Origin of the sequence: Streptomyces fuscichromogenes, assembly GCF_014645815.1 — a bacterium.
GTDB lineage: Bacteria > Actinomycetota > Actinomycetes > Streptomycetales > Streptomycetaceae > Streptomyces > Streptomyces fuscichromogenes.
Genome location: NZ_BMML01000021.1, coordinates 183,415 through 199,033 on the forward strand (window position 1 = coordinate 183,415; position 15,619 = coordinate 199,033).

The following is a 15,619-nucleotide window of genomic DNA, read 5'->3' on the forward strand; positions in this document are numbered from 1 at the left end:
GAAGGGACGGTTCACGTGTCCGAACGGCACGCTGCCCTGCACACGGCCGAGATCGACGCGCCGGCCGAGACGGTCTACGAGATCGTCGCCGACGTGACCCGCTGGCCGCAGTTCTTCACCCCGAACGTGCACGTCGAGCACCTCGCGAAGGGCGAGGGCACGGAACACATCCACATCTGGGCCACGGCCAACGGCTCGGTCAAGAACTGGACCTCGCGCCGGGAACTGGACCGCGAACGGCTGACCGTCACCTTCCGGCAGGACATCTCCGCACCGCCCGTCGCCTCGATGGGCGGCACCTGGGCGGTGCTGCCCGAGGGTGCCGCACGCTGCCGGCTGGAGCTGCACCACGACTTCACCGTCGTCGACGACGACCCCGACGGCGTGGCATGGGTCGACAGCGCGCTGGACCGCAACAGCGCGGCGGAACTGGCCGGCGTCAAACGGGTCGCCGAGGGCGCCGCCGGGCTCGGCGAGGTGCTGTTCGCCTTCGAGGACACCGTGCACGTCGCGGCGGACGGCGACCGGGTCTTCGACTTCCTCAACCGCGCCGACCTGTGGCCCGAGCGGCTGCCGCACGTCGCCCGCCTCGACTTCACCGAGGTGGCGCCCGGGGTGCAGGTCATGGCGATGGACACCAAGGCGGCGGACGGTTCGGTGCACACCACCGAGTCCGTGCGGGTGGTCTTCGGCACCGACCGGATCGTCTACAAGCAGACCACGGTCCCCGCGCTGATGACGGCGCACACCGGGCGCTGGACGATCGTGCCGAAGGACGGCGGTGTCGACGTCACCTCGCAGCACACCGTCATCGTCAGGCCCGAGGCCGTCGAGAAGGTGCTGGGCGCCGGCCGGACCGTGGCGGACGCCCGTGCGTACGTCCGGCACGCGCTGAGCACCAACAGCCGGGCCACGCTCGGGCACGCCAAGGAGTACGCGGAGGGTCCGCGCGGCTGACCCGACGGGTACGGACCGGGCCGGACGGCGGAACGGCCGGGCGGAGGACACCTCCGGCCGGCCGTTCCGCTGTCGTGCACGGCTCGATCCGGGTTCGAGCGGCCCCTGTTGAGCTGGGTGACGACGCCCCGGCAGCGGGGCCCACGGCCCGGCAGACACGAGGAGAGAACTCATGGGTGGTCCGCACTTCTCGGACGACATGCGAAAGACGCTCGCCTGGTACGAGCGCATGCGCCGGGACGAACCGGTCAGTCACGACCCGGCGTCCGGGCGCTGGCGGGTCTTCCGCTACGCGGACGGCCTGAAGGTGATGCAGGACCCGGAGACGTTCTCCAACGACATGAGCGAGTTCATGCCCCCCGTGGAGGAGCTGATCGCGTTCCAGAAGGGCAACTTCCAGAACATGGACATGCCCCGCCACCGTGAGCTGCGCGGGCTGGTCAGCCAGGCGTTCACCCCGCGTTTCGTGGCCGGGCTGGAAACGCGTGTCCTGGAGGTGACCCGGGACCTGCTGGACGCCGTCGACGCGCGCGGTGACACCCTGGACGTGGTCGCCGACCTCGCCCACCCGCTGCCCGTCACCGTCATCGCCGAGGTGATGGGCCTGCCCAGGTCGGACCGTGAGCTGTTCCGCAGCTGGGCCTACGCGTTGCTCGTCGACAACGGGGTGGACGCCATCCGCAGCGAGGCGGGCGTGGCCGCCATGGCCCCGTACATCCGTGAGATGAACGACTACCTCACCCGGCATGTGCGGTGGCACCGGTCCGAGCCGCGCGACGGCCTGATCAACGACCTGATCCGGGCCGAACTGGACGGCAGGCGCCTGGCGGACGTGGAGATCGTCGGCTTCCTGGGCCTGCTGCTGATCGCCGGGTTCCTCACCACCAGCGCGCTCATCGGCAACGCGGTGCTCTGCTTCGACGAGCACGCCGAGGTGACCGCCAAGCTGCGCGAGGACCCCGCGCTGCTGCCCGCGGCCATCGAGGAGGTGCTGCGCTACCGCTCGCCGCTGGTCTGGCTGGACCGCCGGGCCGCCGTGGACACCGAGCTGAGCGGGTACCGCATCCCGAAGGGCGCGCTGGTCAGTGTGGCGCTGGTGTCGGCGGCACGGGACGGCGAGGCGTTCCCCGACCCGGACACCTTCGACATCGGCCGGCGCGCCAACCGCCATCTGTCCTTCGGCAAGGGCGCGCACGTCTGCCTCGGTGCCCCGCTGGCCCGTCTGGAGGCCAGGGTGGCCCTGACCGAGCTGCTGACCCGCTACGAGTCGTTCCGGGTCCCCGGCACCGAAGAGGTGGAGTTCCACGACCCGGAGGGCCTGCTGGCGGCCAGCAGGCTGCCACTGCACGTGCATACGGCATAGCACGCGTGCGAAGGGGCCCCGAAGACCTCGGCGAGGTCTTCGGGGCCCCTTCGCACGCGCCGGCCGGCTAGTCCCTCAGTCCTTCGGCGAGCGAGCGGTAGAAGGCCAGGACACCCGGCTCCTTGGGGCTGAGGTGACCGCGCCGGGCGTAGCGCGAGCCGACCCCGCGCTGGACGGCCTCCAGGCCCGTGCGGTCCTCGGTGTTGACCCGCGCGGTGAACTCCTCCAGCGGTCCGCGCAGGTTCTCCGGGCCGGCCTGCTCGACGATCTGCCGCGGCATCAGCGTGCCGCCCCGCACCACGGTGCGGTCCAGGGCGGCCGGGACGAGGCTGAGCCAGGCGATCGTCTCGCCGAACGTGGCGACGCTGCCGCAGGGGAAGACCCGGAAGCTGTAGAGCACCTTCTGTTCGTCCTCGGTCAGCGGCAGCACGGTCGGCGGCACCGGGTTGCCCGCCGGGCTGAGCAGCCGGGAGACCACGGGCGAGTCGTAGTGGACCTGCATGTCGATGCCGCCGGTCATCAGCGGCTTCACGGTCTCCGGGTGGAAACCGATGGCGTGGTAGTTCTCGTGGCCGTTCTCCACGGCCACCTTCCAGTTGCAGTGCCACTCCTCGGTCCAGCTCGTGACCTGGACCATGTCGTCGAGACGGTAGTTCGCCATCTCCTTCTCGACGACGCTCAGTTCCGGCGCGAGCGGTCGCGCCCCCGGGTCGAGGTTGACGTAGACGAAGCCGTGCCACTCCTCGACGGCGAAGCCGGGCAGGCGGCAGGACGCCGGGTCGAAGTCGGGATTGCCGCGCATGTGGGTCGCCGCGATGAGCCTGCCGTCCACCTCGTAGCGCCAGAGGTGGTACGGGCAGGTGAGGTCCTTGGCGTTGCCCTGCCCCGCCGCGACCAGCGGCATCAGCCGGTGCCGGCAGACAGGTGAGGTGGCGTGCAGGGCGCCGTCCCTGCCGCGGGCCACGAGGACGGCCTCGCCGGCGATGTCCAGGGCCGTGTAGTCCCCGGGCGAGGCGAACTGGTCGGCGTGGCCCACCAGCACCCAGGACCGGTGGAAGATCCGCTCCCGTTCCAGCTCGTACAGGCCGGGATCGGTGAACGCCTTCGGCGGCATGCTCAGTCGGGGCGGCACCGGGGCGAGGTACTCCAGCAGCTGTGCCAGCACCTCGGCGGTGTCGCCGGTGCGGACGGCGGCGGGGCCGGTCGTGACGGTCATCGTGACTGAGCCTCCTCGCGCCCCTCTTCCGGGGTGATCGCGCCCAGCGCCTTCCACGCCTCGTCGTCCATCCAGGCGGGAATGCTGGTCTCGCCGTTCACGCCCTTCTCGACGAAGGCGATGTTGTGGTAGGTGTGCACCCCGATCACCTCCGACTGGGTGATCGTCCGGGGCTCGTCCGGCTTCGGGTCGAACTCCGCGTAGTGGATGTCGTCGAGCAGCCGCTTGAGCAGTCCCACGGAGGTGTCCGGCGCGGTCACCGGCCCCGATGTGCCGCCGAACCGCGGCCAGTACGAGGTCTGCAGATCCTCGATCACGTACAGCCCGCCCGGCCGCACGTACGGGAAGAGCGCGTCGAACGAGACGCGCACGTGCTCGTTCTCATGGCTGCCGTCGTCGATGACGATGTCGAACGGGCCGTGTTCCGCGGCCAGTTCCCGCAGGGCCGTGGGGTCGCCCTGGTCACCGGTCAGGGCCCGGAGCCGGCTCTGGTCCAGCGCGGACTTGTCGAACAGGTCGAGACCGAACACCATGCCGCGGTGGAAGTACCGCTTCCACATCTTCAGCGACGGACCGCCCAGGTCGTCCGCGTAACCGCCGATGCCGATCTCCAGGATGCGCACCGGACGGTCGCGGTACTTGGCGAAGTGGTTCTCGTAGTGCTGCGTGTACCAGTGGAAGCTCGCCCACTTGTCCGAGCCGTACCGCACGGAGAGCGCGCCGAGGCCGGGCGCCTGGGCGGTGCAGCCGGACAGCAGCGTCCCGCCGGCCTGGTGGGTGGAGTCGAGGATGTCCCGCAGCCGGCTGAGGTCGTCCGGCCGGTCCGGCAGGAAGACGTCCGTGAAGTCACCGCTGTGCTGGGCGTGCAGCGGGCCGTACAGGCGGCGCACCAGATCGGTGAGGGCGAACTGCAGATGGCGGCGGATCACCACCGAGGGATCGTCGCCGCCGATGACCCTGATCGGCTCGCCACGGGACATGCGCAGCACCGTGCGGTGCGTCTCCTCGCCGTGGCCGACCTCCAGCGCGATGTCGACGGGAGTGGTGTTCACGGGATCGTCGCAGCGGAACAGCACCTCGTCGACGAGGGCCGCGACGACCCGCTCCAGACCGGTCTCCTTGACCAGTGCGGCTATCTCGGTATCAGGTGCGGTCCCGTACAGGGTGAGGCGCTCGGCAAGGTTCTCCGTGGTCATCTGACGGTTACCCTCTCTGCGGTCGAAACCAGACGAATACGCGGGCGACCGTAGGGGTCGCTGCTTGAAGGGGGGTCAACGCCGGCTCGGGGCGGCGGGCGGGGCGGCGGCCGCCAGCGCCGGGAGGGCCTGGGCCAGGGCCTCGCGCCAGTGCCGGATCGGCCGCAGACCGGCTTCGCGCCACCGGTCGTGCCCCAGGACGCTGTACGCGGGCCGCGGGGCGGCTCGGGACAGCGCCGGGGACGTCGTGGGGCGTACCCGTCCGGGGTCGCTGCCCAGCAGCCGGAAGATCTCGCGTGCCAGCCGGAACCAGGTGGTCTGCCCCGCGCTGGTGGCGTGGTAGACCCCGGGCGGCGCGAAGCCGCGCTCCGCGGCCCGGCCGAGGCGCACCAGCTGGGCGGCCAGGTCGACGGTCCAGGTGGGCTGGCCGCGCTGGTCGTCGACGACGTCGACGGTGCCGCCCCGCCGGGCCAGCCCGATCATGGTGCTGACGAAGTTCGTCCCGTGGACGCCGTACAGCCAGGCCGTGCGCACCACGTAGCCGTCCGCGGGGAGTGCCTCCAGCACCCCCGTCTCGCCGGCGCGCTTGGTGCGGCCGTAGGCGGTGCGCGGACCCGTCGGATCCTGTTCCCGGTACGGGGCCGGACCGTCGCCGGAGAAGACGTAGTCGGTGGACGGCTGCAGCAGCCGTGCCCCGTGCGCGGCGCAGGCCCGTGCCAGGTGACGCGGGCCCAGGGCGTTGACACGGTGCGCCTCGGCCTCCGCCGCCTCCGCGGCGTCGACCGCCGTCCAGGCCGCGCAGTTGACGACGACGTCCGGCCGGATCGCGCGGACCGCCCGGTGCACGGCCCGGGGATCGGCGATGTCCAGTTCGGCTCTGGCCAGGGTCACGGCGGGGGTGCCGGTGGCGTCCAGCGCGCCGCGCAGGTCCCGCGCGAGCATGCCGTTCGCGCCGGTGACCAGCCAGGGGCCGCGCGTCACGGCCGCACCCCGGCGGCCGGCGCACCCGGCACGGCGGCCCGGGACCTGAGCGGTTCCCACCAGGAGCGGTTGTTCCGGTACCAGTCGACCGTCGCCGCCAGGCCCTCCGTGAGACCGCGGCGCGGACGGTACCCGAGTTCCTCCCGGATCCGGCGCCAGTCGAGGGAGTAGCGGCGGTCGTGGCCCTTGCGGTCCTCGACCCGCCGCACCAGCGCCGGGTCGGCGCCGACGGCGTCCAGCAGCAGCCGGGTGAGGTCGCGGTTGGCGAGCTCCTCGCCGCCGCCGATGTGGTACACCGAGCCGGCCAGGCCGCCGGTCCTCACCCGTTCGATGCCCTGCACGTGGTCGTCGACGTGCAGCCAGTCGCGCACGTTGAGGCCGTCGCCGTAGAGCGGGACCTCCTCGCCGTCCAGCAGCCGGGTGATGAACAGCGGTATCAGTTTCTCCGGGAAGTGGTGGTGGCCGTAGTTGTTGGAGCAGCGGGTGATCCGGACGTCCAGGCCGTGCGTCCGGTGGCCGGCCAGGACCAGCAGGTCGGCCGCCGCCTTGGACGCCGCGTAGGGCGAGTTGGGCGCGAGGGGGGAGTCCTCGGTCCACGAGCCCGCGTCGATCGAGCCGTAGACCTCGTCCGTGGAGATGTGGACGAAGACCCGCGGACGGTGGCGCAGTGCCGCGTCCAGCAGGGTCTGGGTGCCCTGCACGTTGGTGCGCACGAACGTGCCGGCGTCGTCCACCGACCGGTCGACGTGCGACTCCGCCGCGAAGTGCACGATCTGGTCGTGCTCGGCGACCAGCGCGTCCACCAGGTCCGCGTCGCAGATGTCCCCGTGCACGAACTCGAACCGGTCCGAGCCGCGTACGGCGTCGAGGTTGGCGGCGACGCCCGCGTAGGTCAGTTTGTCGAGGACGGTGACGTGGACGCCGCCATCGGCGGCGGCGGGTTCCTCGGCACCCAGCAGCGTACGCACGTAGTGGGAGCCGATGAAGCCGGCGCCCCCGGTGACCAGCAGACGCGGCGGCGGCGCGGTGGCCGGGCCGGTCACGGGACCAGCTCCACGCTGCTGTGGTCGCCGAGGACCAGCCGGTGCGTGTCGGGCATCCGGGGCGCGGACACCACCCGCGCGTTCCGGCCGATGAGCGAGGACTGGATGCGGGAGGTGCCCTCGATGAGCGATCCGCGCAGCACGATGGAGAACTCCAGCTCGCTGCCGACGATGCGGCAGTCGTCGCCGACGGAGGTGTAGGGGCCGACATAGGAGTCGGTCACCTCGGTGCCCGCCCCGATGACGACCGGGCCGACGATGCGAGAGCGCACGACCCTGGCACCCTCCGCGATCCGTACCGCGCCGACGATCTCGCTGCCGTCGTCCACCTCGCCCTCCGCGCGGGAGGTCACCGACTCCAGCACGGCCCGGTTGACCTCCAGCATGTCGGCGACGTTGCCGGTGTCCTTCCAGTAGCCGGAGATCTCCACCGGACGCACGTCGCGGCCGGTGTCGACGAGCCACTGCACGGCGTCCGTGATCTCCAGTTCGCCGCGGCCGGAGGGCCGTACGGCCCGTACGGCTTCGTGCACGGCCGGCGTGAACAGGTAGACGCCGACCAGGGCCAGGTCGCTCTTCGGGAACTCCGGTTTCTCCTCCAGGCGCCGCACCCGCCCGTCCGCGTCGAGTTCGGCGACGCCGAAGGCGGACGGGTCGGTCACCCGGGTCAGCATGATCTGCGCGTCGGGCCGGTGCGTGCGGAACCCGTCCACCAACGCGCTGATGCCGCCGACGACGAAGTTGTCGCCGAGGTACATCACGAAGTCGTCGTCGCCGAGGAACTCGCGCGCCACGAGCACGGCATGGGCCAGGCCGAGCGGCCGTTCCTGCGGGATGTACGTCGTCCGCAGCCCGAACCGGGAGCCGTCCCCGACCGCCGCGCGGATCTCCGCCGCGGTCTCGCCCACCACGAGGCCGACCTCGGTGATGCCGGCCGCCGCGATGGACTCCAGCCCGTAGAAGAGGACCGGCTTGTTGGCCACGGGGACGAGTTGCTTGGCGGAGGTGTGGGTGATCGGGCGCAGCCGCGACCCCACGCCTCCGGACAGTACGAGAGCCTTCACGGTTGTCCTGTCCCTCCTGACGGGCTGGTCCTGGTCGCCGGTCCGGTGGCGCGGCCCGCCGGGCGCAGCTGCGCGCATCGCCGGTACGAGGGCAGCAGCCCCCGGGCGCGGGCCTCGGTGAGCGAGGGGGCGCGCCGGTCCTTCGCGGACAGCACCGGCGGTCCCGGTCCGTCCGGCCACGCGATGCCCAGCTCCGGATCGAAGGGGTGTACGCCGTGCTCGTGTCCGGGCGCGTAGCCGGTCGAGCAGAGGTACACCACCGTGGCCTCGTCGGTGACGGCCTCGAAGGTCTCGGCGCGGAACAGCTCGTGGAAGGTGCCCCGGTGGTCGCCGGACACCGCCGGCTCCACCACCCAGGCTCCCGGAATGCTCAGGGCCCGCACGGCACCGGCTCCTTCGTACCGCTCACTGGACGGAGAGGGCGCCGTCGACCGCCACAACGGTGCCGTTCGCGTACTGCGCCTGGGGCGAGGCCAGTTGCACGATCCACCAGGCGATCTCCTCGGGAGTGCCGACGCGGCCGGCCGGGATGCGGTCCTGCATGTCCTTGATGAAGGCCGCGTAGTGCTCCGCGGGCATGCCGTTGCGCGTGGCCATGCCGGTGTCGATGACGCCGGGCGCGAGGCCCACCACGCGGACCCCGCGGCGGGCGAACTCCAGGGCCCAGGTGCGGGTGAGGAAGTCCAACGCGACCTTCGTGGCGCCGTACACGGACATGCCGGGCCAGGCGCGGCGCCCGAGCGAGCCGGCGGTGCTGAGGTTGACCACGGTGCCGGAGTGCGCGGACAGCGCGTCCAGGGCACGCCGGGTCAGCAGGACCGGCGCGCGCAGGTTCGTGGCCAGCTGGGCGTCGAGGTCCGGGGCGCCGAGGTCCTCGAGTTCGCCGTGGATGCCGAGCGCGGCGTTGTTCACGAGGACGTCGAGGCGTCCGTACCGCTCCAGTGCGGTGGTGACGACGGCGTCGGGGCCGTCGTCCGTGGTGATGTCGGCGGTCAGGGTGCTGATGGCGGGGTGTCCTTCGGCGGTCTCCCGGAGCGGCCGGGGGGTGCGGCCCACCACGAGGACGTGCGCGCCCTCGGTGGCGAAGGCCCGGGCCGTGGCCCGTCCGATGCCGCTTCCGCCGCCGGTGACGACGACGGTCCTGCGCTGCGTGTGTTTCGTCTCCTGGGTCACGGTCGAACCGTAGGGAGGCCCGCTCGAACGCCGCTTGACGAGCGCGAGCCCGGCCGGTCCAGCCGGAATCGAGCGCGGACGTGTGGGGTGTGCGGGGCGGCAGGCCCGCCCGAGGGCCGGTCCGACGGAGGGAAGAGGGACGAGATGAACCATGGCAGGCGGCACCGGCCGCCGCTGGGCCCGGTGGCGATCGGCACCGGCGACCCCCGCTACGCCGACCTGGTCAACGGTGTCAACCACCGTTTCACCGGCACCCCCGAGCACATCCGCGTGGTCGGCGACGCCGAGCAGACCGTCCGTGCCGTACAGGACGCCGTCGACGCCGGGCTGCGTGTCGCCGTCCGCAGCGGCGGGCACTGTCTGGAGGACTTCGTCGACGGACCGGACACCCGGTTCCTCATCGACATGTCGCAGATGGACACGGTGTACCACGACCCCGTCCAGGGGGCCTTCGCCGTCGAACCGGGCATTCAGCTCGGGGCGCTCTACCGCGCCCTGTACAAGGGCTGGAACGTCACCGTCCCCGGCGGCTCCTGCCCCACGGTCGCCGCCGGAGGACACATCCTCGGCGGCGGATACGGCCCCCTGACCCGGCTGCACGGCTGTGTCGTCGACTATCTGCACGCGGTGGAGGTGGTGGTCGTCGACGCCGCCGGCACGGCCCGTCGTGTGGTCGCGAGCCGCGACGACGAGGGTGCCCTGGGGGATCTGTGGTGGGCCCACACCGGAGGCGGCGGCGGCACCTTCGGTGTCGTCACCCGCTACTGGCTGCGGGCCCGGGACGCCCCGGCAGGCGCCGCCCCCGGCACGCTGCTGCCGCGGCCGCCGGCCACCGTCCTGGACAGTCTGGTGACGTGGTCGTGGCAGGACATGACCGGCGACCGCTTCCGGCGGCTGATGAGGAACCACGCCGAATGGCACGAGCGCAACAGCGCGCCGGACTCCCGCTACGCCGGTCTGTTCAGCGTGCTGGGCGTGATGCACAGCGCGTCCGGCGTCATCGTCATGAGTACCCAGACGGACGCCACCGTGCCGGACGCCGAGGCGCTGCTGCAGGGGTATGTCGACGCGCTCGCCGAAGGGACCGGCCCGCACCCCGCGCACCTCGTGCGGCGTCGGCCCTGGCTGCGGTCCATGCTCCAGCCCACCCTGCCCGACACGGTGACCGGCATGCGTTCCAAGGGCAAGGCCGCCTACCTGCTCAAGGGGTACGACGACGAACAGCTGGACGTGCTGCACCGGGCGCTGACCGATGCCGACCACGGCCATCCCGGCGCCGGTGTGCTCTTCATGTCGTACGGGGGCCGGGTGGCCGAGGTGCCGGCGCACGCGACGGCGACGGCACAGCGGGGGGCCGTGATGAAGGCGTTCTACGTGGACCTGTGGCAGGACCCGGCGGAGGACGCCCGGCATCTGGCCTGGATACGGGAGCTGTACCGGGACGTGTACGCGCGTACCGGCGGCGTGCCCGTGCCGGACGGGCAGAGCGACGGCACGTACATCAACTATCCGGACACCGACCTGGCCGATCCCGAGTGGAACAAGTCGCCCGTCCCGTGGCACGCGCTCTACTACAAGGACAACTACCCGCGGCTCCAGCGGGCCAAGGCGCACTGGGACCCGCGGGACGTCTTCCGGCACGCGCTGTCCGTCCGGCTGCCGGAGGCCTGACCGGCCGGGCGGAGCGGGCCGGTCCGGTGCACTCCCCGGTGCACCGGACCGGCTGCTGCCCGCAACTCCTCCCGCCGGCTCGCCGACTGCTCAGTTCTCCTTGTTCGCCTTGTTCTCCTTGTTCTCGTTGTACGAAGTCGAGTCGAACGCGCCGGGCTCGGCGAGCGGGATGACCTCGAACGACAGGTGCGGGCTCATCGGGTTGTCGTAGAGGCGGGTCAGCAGCTCCTCGTGCGAGTCCACGTCGTAGACGAGCAGGCCCCCCGCGGCGCCCACGCGGACCCAGCTGTGCCGGATCACTCCCTGCCCGACGAGCTTGCGGGTGTACGCGAAGCCCTCGGGCAGTCGTGCCCGGAACTCGTCGGCGCTGATCCCGGCGGGTGCCTGGGTGGCCAGAACGGCGAAGAGAGCCATGGGAGTTCGTCCTCCTGGGAGTGTCCGGAAAGGGGGGTTCGCCTGATCATGCGGCGGTCGTGCGGTGCCGTGCGGCCAGTTGCTCCAGCACCGGCACGATCTGGTTGGGCGCGGGCTCGGCCGTCATCTCGTCGCGCAGCGCCTGCGCGCCCTTCGCGAACGACGGCTCGTGCAGCAGCCGGTCGAGGGCCGACCGCAGCGCTGCCGGGTCCAGCTCGGCGGGCGGGACGAACACTCCGGCGCCCAGCTCCTGGGTGCGGCGGGCCCGGTGGATGTTGTCCCACATCGAGGCCAGCACGAGCTGCGGCACGCCGTGGATCGCCGCGGTCGCCCAGGTGCCGGCCCCGCCGTGGTGCACGATCGCCGCGCAGGTCGGCAACAGGACGTGCAGCGAGGCGAAGTCGACCACCCGGGTGTTCCCGGGTATGGCAGTCAGCCGGTCGCGCTCGGCGTCGTCCAGGATCGCGATGATCTCGGCGTCGAGGTCGGCCACGGCCGTGAAGAAGTCGTCCGCGGTCACGGCGCGCCCGTCGGGCGAGTCGATGGTGCGCACGCTCAGACCCTTGGTCAGGACGAGCCGTGGGCGCTCGGGCGCGGTGCGCAGCCAGGGCGGCACGGTGGCGGGCACCGGGCCGTTGTACGGGACGTACCGCATGGGTACGGTGTGCTGCCCCGGCGCCAGCCGCATGCTCGCCGGCATCTGGTCGACGCGCCACTGGCCGGTGACCGTCTCCTCGGTGAAATCCAGCCCGTACCGCGCCAGTTGTGCCGTGAGCCAGTCCCGCACCGGGTCCGCGCCGGGAGCGCGGGCGGCCTGTGCACCGTCCCGGGCGTACTGGCCGAGCAGTGCCTGGCGCATGTGCAGGAAGAGGTCGGGCCCCCACAGCAGCCGCGCGTGCGGGACACCGGTGACCCGGGCGGCGATCGCGCCCGCGAAGGTGAAGGTCTCCCAGAGGACCAGGTCGGGTTGCCAGGAGCGGCAGAACGCGACGAGTTCGTCGATCGTCTCCTCGTCGTTGATCCGTGCGTAGAACGCCCCTGTCATCAGCTCGTTGCTGGTGCGCAGGAACTCCGGGTCCACCGTTCCGTCCGGGCCGGCCATGAGGTCCCGGCCCTCGTGGTGGGCGTAGATCCGTGGGCCGGCCTCGGCCATGACCCGGGCGAGCTCCGGGTCCCGGCCGACGGGAACGGCGGTGAGCCCGGCACGGGTGATGCTGTCGGTCAGCGGGGGCTGGGCCGCCACCCGCACTTCGTGTCCCGCTGAGCGCAGGGCCCACGCCAGCGGCACGCAGCCGTTGAAGTGGGCGTCCAGGGCGGGCGCCGCCATCAGTACGCGCATGGGTGCCTCTCCGACGGGGTTGACGTGGCCGGGCCAGGCTGGCCCGGAGCGCTCGAAGACCCCTGGAACCTCGCTGTGCGGGGCGAGGGCGGAAGGGCTTCTCAGGTCTCGGCCGGATCCGGCCCGGACCGGTCTTCCGGGCGGTGGGTGCCCCGCCCGTCCTTCGGCCGGCCCGGCAGGACGAGGAGGGCCGGGAGGACCGTCGCCGCCGCGAAGCAGGCGGCCGCCGTGAAGCCCCGGTCGATGCCGGCGGTGAGGAGGTGGCCGGCGGCCGTCTCGGTGCCTGCCCGGTGCGGCGCGTTCCGCGCGGCGCGCCGTTCGCCTTGGTCGAAGACCGTGACCAGGATCGCGAGGCCGAGAGAACCACCCACCTGCTGAAGGGAGTTGAGCACGCTGGAGGCGGTTCCGGCTTCCTCCGGGGGGACGCCGGAGACGGCGAGCATGGTGAGCGGGATGGTGGAGAAGGCGATACCGCAGCCGTAGACGAGCAGCGCGGGCAGCACGCCCCCGAGGTAGCCGCTGTCCGGACCGAGCCGCGAGAGCCACAGGTCGGCCAGGGCGATGAGGCCGGCGCCGAAGACCACCAGGGGCCTGCCGCCGAACCTCGCGAAGGCCCCGATGACCACCTTCGCCAGCGGCACGACCACGGCCGTGACGGGCAGGAAGCACAGGCCGGCCTCCAGTGGCGTGAAGTGGAGGACCTGCTGCACGTACCGGGACAGGAAGAACAGCACGCCGATCATGCTGCCCTGGACGAGCAGCACGGCGACGTACGCACCGGCCCGGGTGCGTCCGCGGAACAGGCCCAGCCGGAGGACGGGCTGTCGGGCCCTGGACTCCACGACCAGGAACAGCGGCAGCAGCACGACGGCGGCCCCGCAGGAAACCCGGGTGGCCGTGGCGCCCCAGCCGGCGTCCGAGGCGCTGATCACGCCGTACACCAGCGCGGCCATGCCGAGGGTCGAGGTGAGTGCCCCCAGCAGGTCGAAGCGGCCCGGCCGCCGGGGCGTCTCGCCGATGAGGAACGGTGTGAGCGCCAGGACGAGGACGCCGACCGGGACGTTGACGAACAGCACCCACCGCCAGGACGCGACATCCGTCAGAACGCCGCCCAGGATCAGTCCGAGCGCCGCGCCCGCCCCGCCGACGACGGAGTACACGCCGATCGCCCGGGCGCGCCTCGGGCCCTCCTCGAAGACGGAGACGATGAGGGCCAGGGTGCTCGGCGAGGCCATCGCGGCTCCGACGCCCTGGACCGCGCGGGCCGTGAGCAGCCACCAGCCCTCGGTCGCCAGACCGCCGAGCAGCGAGGCCAGGGTGAACAGGGCCACGCCGGAGAGGAACATGGCACGGCGCCCCAGGATGTCACCGGCCCTGCCGCCCAGCAGCAGCAGTCCGCCGAAGGCGAGCGCGTAGGCGTTGACGACCCACGACATGGAACCGGTGGTCAGTCCCAGGTTCCGGGCCATGTCCGGCAGCGCGATCTGCACGATCATCAGGTCCAGGACCAGCATGAGCTGGCACAGCACGATGACCGCCAGGGCCGGGCCGGTGCGCCCGCCAGGCCGCGGACCGCCCGTGACGGAGGCAGCGTCCGGTGCCCTGCCGGACGCCGAATGAGCCGACATACCTTCTCCTCGTGATGTCGCCGAATACGCGGAAATACGCGCGGACCGCCGGGACCGTACACCATTCGGGAGATCGCTTCACATGGAGCTGCGGCGGCTTGACAGAATGCCGGTTTCCTGGTCCTGGAATTGCCGGGGAATAGTGGTTTGACTTTTCCCCGGATATCTGGTCCTGGCGGTATGGGGGGCACGGGAAAGGCGCGGTGTCTTTCGTGCGGGGACTGCCACCGCAGGTCGAGCGTGCCTCGACCCGCCGCTCCTAACGTCGGCACCGCTCGTCCGCGCCGGCGGAACGGGCCCCTGTCCACCCGGCCACGAAGGAGCGCCCATGTCGGCGGAAGCACGCGCACTGGAGAACACCCTCATCGGCCTCGCCGACCGCCCGGACGGCGAGGCCGCCGCCCGGCTGGCCGAGATCGGCGCCGCCCGCTGTGCCGGGGTGCTGCTGCGCGAACTGGCCTCCCGCGCCGCCCTGTTCCCGGAGCCCGCGGGAAAGACGACGGTCCTGGTCACCCTGCTCCTGGGCGGCGAGCCGCTCCGGTACGGGATCACCCTGGGCGGCGGGGTCCACGAGGTGACCGGCGCCCCGGAGACGGCGGTCGCGAGCCTCACCCAGGACCTCGTGGAGCTGCTGCGCTCGCTCCACGGAGCGCCCGGCCGGCACACGGCGACCCTGGACCTCCAGGTGGCGGAGCCGGACCGGCCCCTCTTCGACCCGGCCGACCCGGCCCACGCGCAGCGGGCGTCCGCGGTCACCGCGTTGCACCAGCTGGCCGCCGTGATCAACCGCCGGGAGCACTCGCTCGACGAACTCGCGGTGCGCTTCGGCTCCGACAAGTGGGGCGGACACTGGTACACCCCGCACTACGACCGCTACTTCGCCCCGCTGCGGAACCGCCCGGTGACCGTGCTGGAGATCGGCATCGGCGGCTACGACGCGCCCGACCAGGGCGGCGCGTCGCTGCGCATGTGGAAGCACTACTTCCCGCGCGGCACGGTCTACGGCCTGGACATCCACGAGAAGCACGGCATCGCCGAACCCCGCCTGGTGCCACTGCAGGGGGACCAGGCAGACGCCCGGTACCTGGAGGAACTGGCCCGGGACAGCGGCCCCTTCGACATCGTGATCGACGACGGCAGCCATCTCAACCACCACGTCCTGACGTCCTTCCGGACCCTCCTGCCGCATGTGCGGCCCGGCGGGCTCTACGTGATCGAGGACGTCCAGACCGCCTACTGGCCCGGCTGGGGCGGCAACGACTCGGACCTCGACGACCCCGGCACCTCCATGGGCCTGGTCAAGGGCCTGCTGGACGGGCTCAACCACCAGGAGCGGCGGCCGGCCGCCGACGCGGCCGGTCCCTCGTACACCGACCGCAACATCGCCGGGGTCCACGTCCACCACAATCTGGTGGTGATCGAGAAGGCGGTCAACGCCGAGCAGGGTGCGCCTTCCTGGGTGCCGCGCGACACCGACCCGGAAAGCTGGTACACCGACGCGGCGAAAAACAATTAGTTCCGGTCACGTATCCCGCCCGGGTCCGGGCGGTCACCGCCCACTGTGAAATCGGAGC

General features: G+C 72.1%; 13 protein-coding genes and 1 pseudogene. 4 read left to right on the forward strand and 10 right to left on the reverse strand.

Translation table 11 applies throughout. From position 1 onward, the window contains the following. Nucleotides 1-15 precede the first annotated feature (15 nt). Both IEZ11_RS36200 and IEZ11_RS36205 read left to right on the forward strand, forming a co-directional pair. A complete protein-coding gene (locus IEZ11_RS36200; RefSeq protein ID WP_189267213.1) occupies nt 16-957 on the forward strand; it encodes an aromatase/cyclase in 942 nt (313 codons plus the stop codon). A 172-nt stretch (nt 958-1,129) separates the two neighbouring features. Further along, a complete protein-coding gene (locus tag IEZ11_RS36205) occupies nt 1,130-2,320 on the forward strand; it encodes a cytochrome P450 (RefSeq protein ID WP_189267214.1) in 1,191 nt (396 codons plus the stop codon). A 67-nt stretch (nt 2,321-2,387) separates the two neighbouring features. On the opposite strand, the gene IEZ11_RS36210 is transcribed toward IEZ11_RS36205, so the two are convergent. The 7 genes and pseudogenes from IEZ11_RS36210 to IEZ11_RS36240 all read right to left on the reverse strand — a co-directional run bounded on the left by IEZ11_RS36210 (nt 2,388) and on the right by IEZ11_RS36240 (nt 8,993). Then, nucleotides 2,388-3,536 (reverse strand): aromatic ring-hydroxylating oxygenase subunit alpha, encoded by a 1,149-nt coding sequence (locus tag IEZ11_RS36210; protein WP_189267215.1) that lies wholly within the window; start codon nt 3,534-3,536, stop codon nt 2,388-2,390. Next, the gene (locus IEZ11_RS36215; protein WP_189267216.1) at nt 3,533-4,732 is read right to left on the reverse strand and encodes a class I SAM-dependent methyltransferase; all 1,200 of its coding nucleotides are present in this window, start codon (nt 4,730-4,732) and stop codon (nt 3,533-3,535) included. The genes IEZ11_RS36210 and IEZ11_RS36215 overlap by 4 nt, the downstream gene beginning before the upstream one ends. 75 nt (nt 4,733-4,807) lie before the next feature. Then, a complete protein-coding gene (rfbD, locus tag IEZ11_RS36220; protein WP_268239946.1) occupies nt 4,808-5,713 on the reverse strand; it encodes a dTDP-4-dehydrorhamnose reductase in 906 nt (301 codons plus the stop codon). Then, on the reverse strand, nt 5,710-6,756 hold the full coding sequence (rfbB, locus tag IEZ11_RS36225) for a dTDP-glucose 4,6-dehydratase (RefSeq protein WP_189267217.1): 1,047 nt from the start codon (nt 6,754-6,756) through the stop codon (nt 5,710-5,712). Before rfbB ends, rfbD begins: the two co-directional genes overlap by 4 nt. Continuing rightward, on the reverse strand, nt 6,753-7,820 hold the full coding sequence (locus tag IEZ11_RS36230) for a glucose-1-phosphate thymidylyltransferase (protein WP_189267218.1): 1,068 nt from the start codon (nt 7,818-7,820) through the stop codon (nt 6,753-6,755). The genes rfbB and IEZ11_RS36230 overlap by 4 nt, the downstream gene beginning before the upstream one ends. Next, nucleotides 7,817-8,107 (reverse strand): annotated as a pseudogene (locus tag IEZ11_RS36235) (dTDP-4-dehydrorhamnose 3,5-epimerase family protein); the annotation flags it as partial. The gene IEZ11_RS36230 and the pseudogene IEZ11_RS36235, both read right to left, overlap by 4 nt. Nucleotides 8,108-8,225: 118 nt before the next feature. Next, nucleotides 8,226-8,993 carry an SDR family NAD(P)-dependent oxidoreductase gene (locus tag IEZ11_RS36240; RefSeq protein ID WP_229713566.1) on the reverse strand — a complete coding sequence of 256 codons (768 nt, stop codon included), beginning with the start codon at nt 8,991-8,993 and terminating at the stop codon, nt 8,226-8,228. A 144-nt stretch (nt 8,994-9,137) separates the two neighbouring features. On the opposite strand from IEZ11_RS36240, the gene IEZ11_RS36245 reads away from it, so the two are divergent. Next, nucleotides 9,138-10,664, forward strand: a complete 1,527-nt coding sequence (locus IEZ11_RS36245; protein WP_189267221.1) for an FAD-binding oxidoreductase — start codon at nt 9,138-9,140, stop codon at nt 10,662-10,664. A 90-nt stretch (nt 10,665-10,754) separates the two neighbouring features. On the opposite strand, the gene IEZ11_RS36250 is transcribed toward IEZ11_RS36245, so the two are convergent. The 3 genes from IEZ11_RS36250 to IEZ11_RS36260 form a co-directional block, all read right to left on the reverse strand. Next, entirely contained in the window at nt 10,755-11,078 is a 324-nt protein-coding gene (locus tag IEZ11_RS36250) for a muconolactone Delta-isomerase family protein (protein ID WP_189267222.1), read from the reverse strand. A 46-nt stretch (nt 11,079-11,124) separates the two neighbouring features. After that, a complete protein-coding gene (locus IEZ11_RS36255) occupies nt 11,125-12,417 on the reverse strand; it encodes an activator-dependent family glycosyltransferase (protein WP_189267223.1) in 1,293 nt (430 codons plus the stop codon). A gap of 101 nt (nt 12,418-12,518) precedes the next feature. Beyond that, on the reverse strand, nt 12,519-14,045 hold the full coding sequence (locus IEZ11_RS36260; protein WP_189267224.1) for an MFS transporter: 1,527 nt from the start codon (nt 14,043-14,045) through the stop codon (nt 12,519-12,521). Between the two features lie 328 nt (nt 14,046-14,373). Here IEZ11_RS36260 and IEZ11_RS36265 point away from each other — a divergent pair, with 328 nt between their 5' ends. Beyond that, a complete protein-coding gene (locus IEZ11_RS36265; RefSeq protein WP_189267225.1) occupies nt 14,374-15,561 on the forward strand; it encodes a class I SAM-dependent methyltransferase in 1,188 nt (395 codons plus the stop codon). Nucleotides 15,562-15,619: the final 58 nt, after the last annotated feature.

What these genes read in the sequence shown, in the direction of transcription:
- IEZ11_RS36205 (WP_189267214.1), top strand. Translation starts at nt 1,130, where the DNA reads ATGGGTGGTCCGCACTTCTCGGACGACATGCGAAAGACGCTCGCCTGG.
- IEZ11_RS36210 (WP_189267215.1), bottom strand. Translation starts at nt 3,536, where the DNA reads ATGACCGTCACGACCGGCCCCGCCGCCGTCCGCACCGGCGACACCGCC.
- IEZ11_RS36215 (WP_189267216.1), bottom strand. Translation starts at nt 4,732, where the DNA reads ATGACCACGGAGAACCTTGCCGAGCGCCTCACCCTGTACGGGACCGCA.
- IEZ11_RS36245 (WP_189267221.1), top strand. Translation starts at nt 9,138, where the DNA reads ATGAACCATGGCAGGCGGCACCGGCCGCCGCTGGGCCCGGTGGCGATC.
- IEZ11_RS36250 (WP_189267222.1), bottom strand. Translation starts at nt 11,078, where the DNA reads ATGGCTCTCTTCGCCGTTCTGGCCACCCAGGCACCCGCCGGGATCAGC.
- IEZ11_RS36255 (WP_189267223.1), bottom strand. Translation starts at nt 12,417, where the DNA reads ATGCGCGTACTGATGGCGGCGCCCGCCCTGGACGCCCACTTCAACGGC.
- IEZ11_RS36260 (WP_189267224.1), bottom strand. Translation starts at nt 14,045, where the DNA reads ATGTCGGCTCATTCGGCGTCCGGCAGGGCACCGGACGCTGCCTCCGTC.
- IEZ11_RS36265 (WP_189267225.1), top strand. Translation starts at nt 14,374, where the DNA reads ATGTCGGCGGAAGCACGCGCACTGGAGAACACCCTCATCGGCCTCGCC.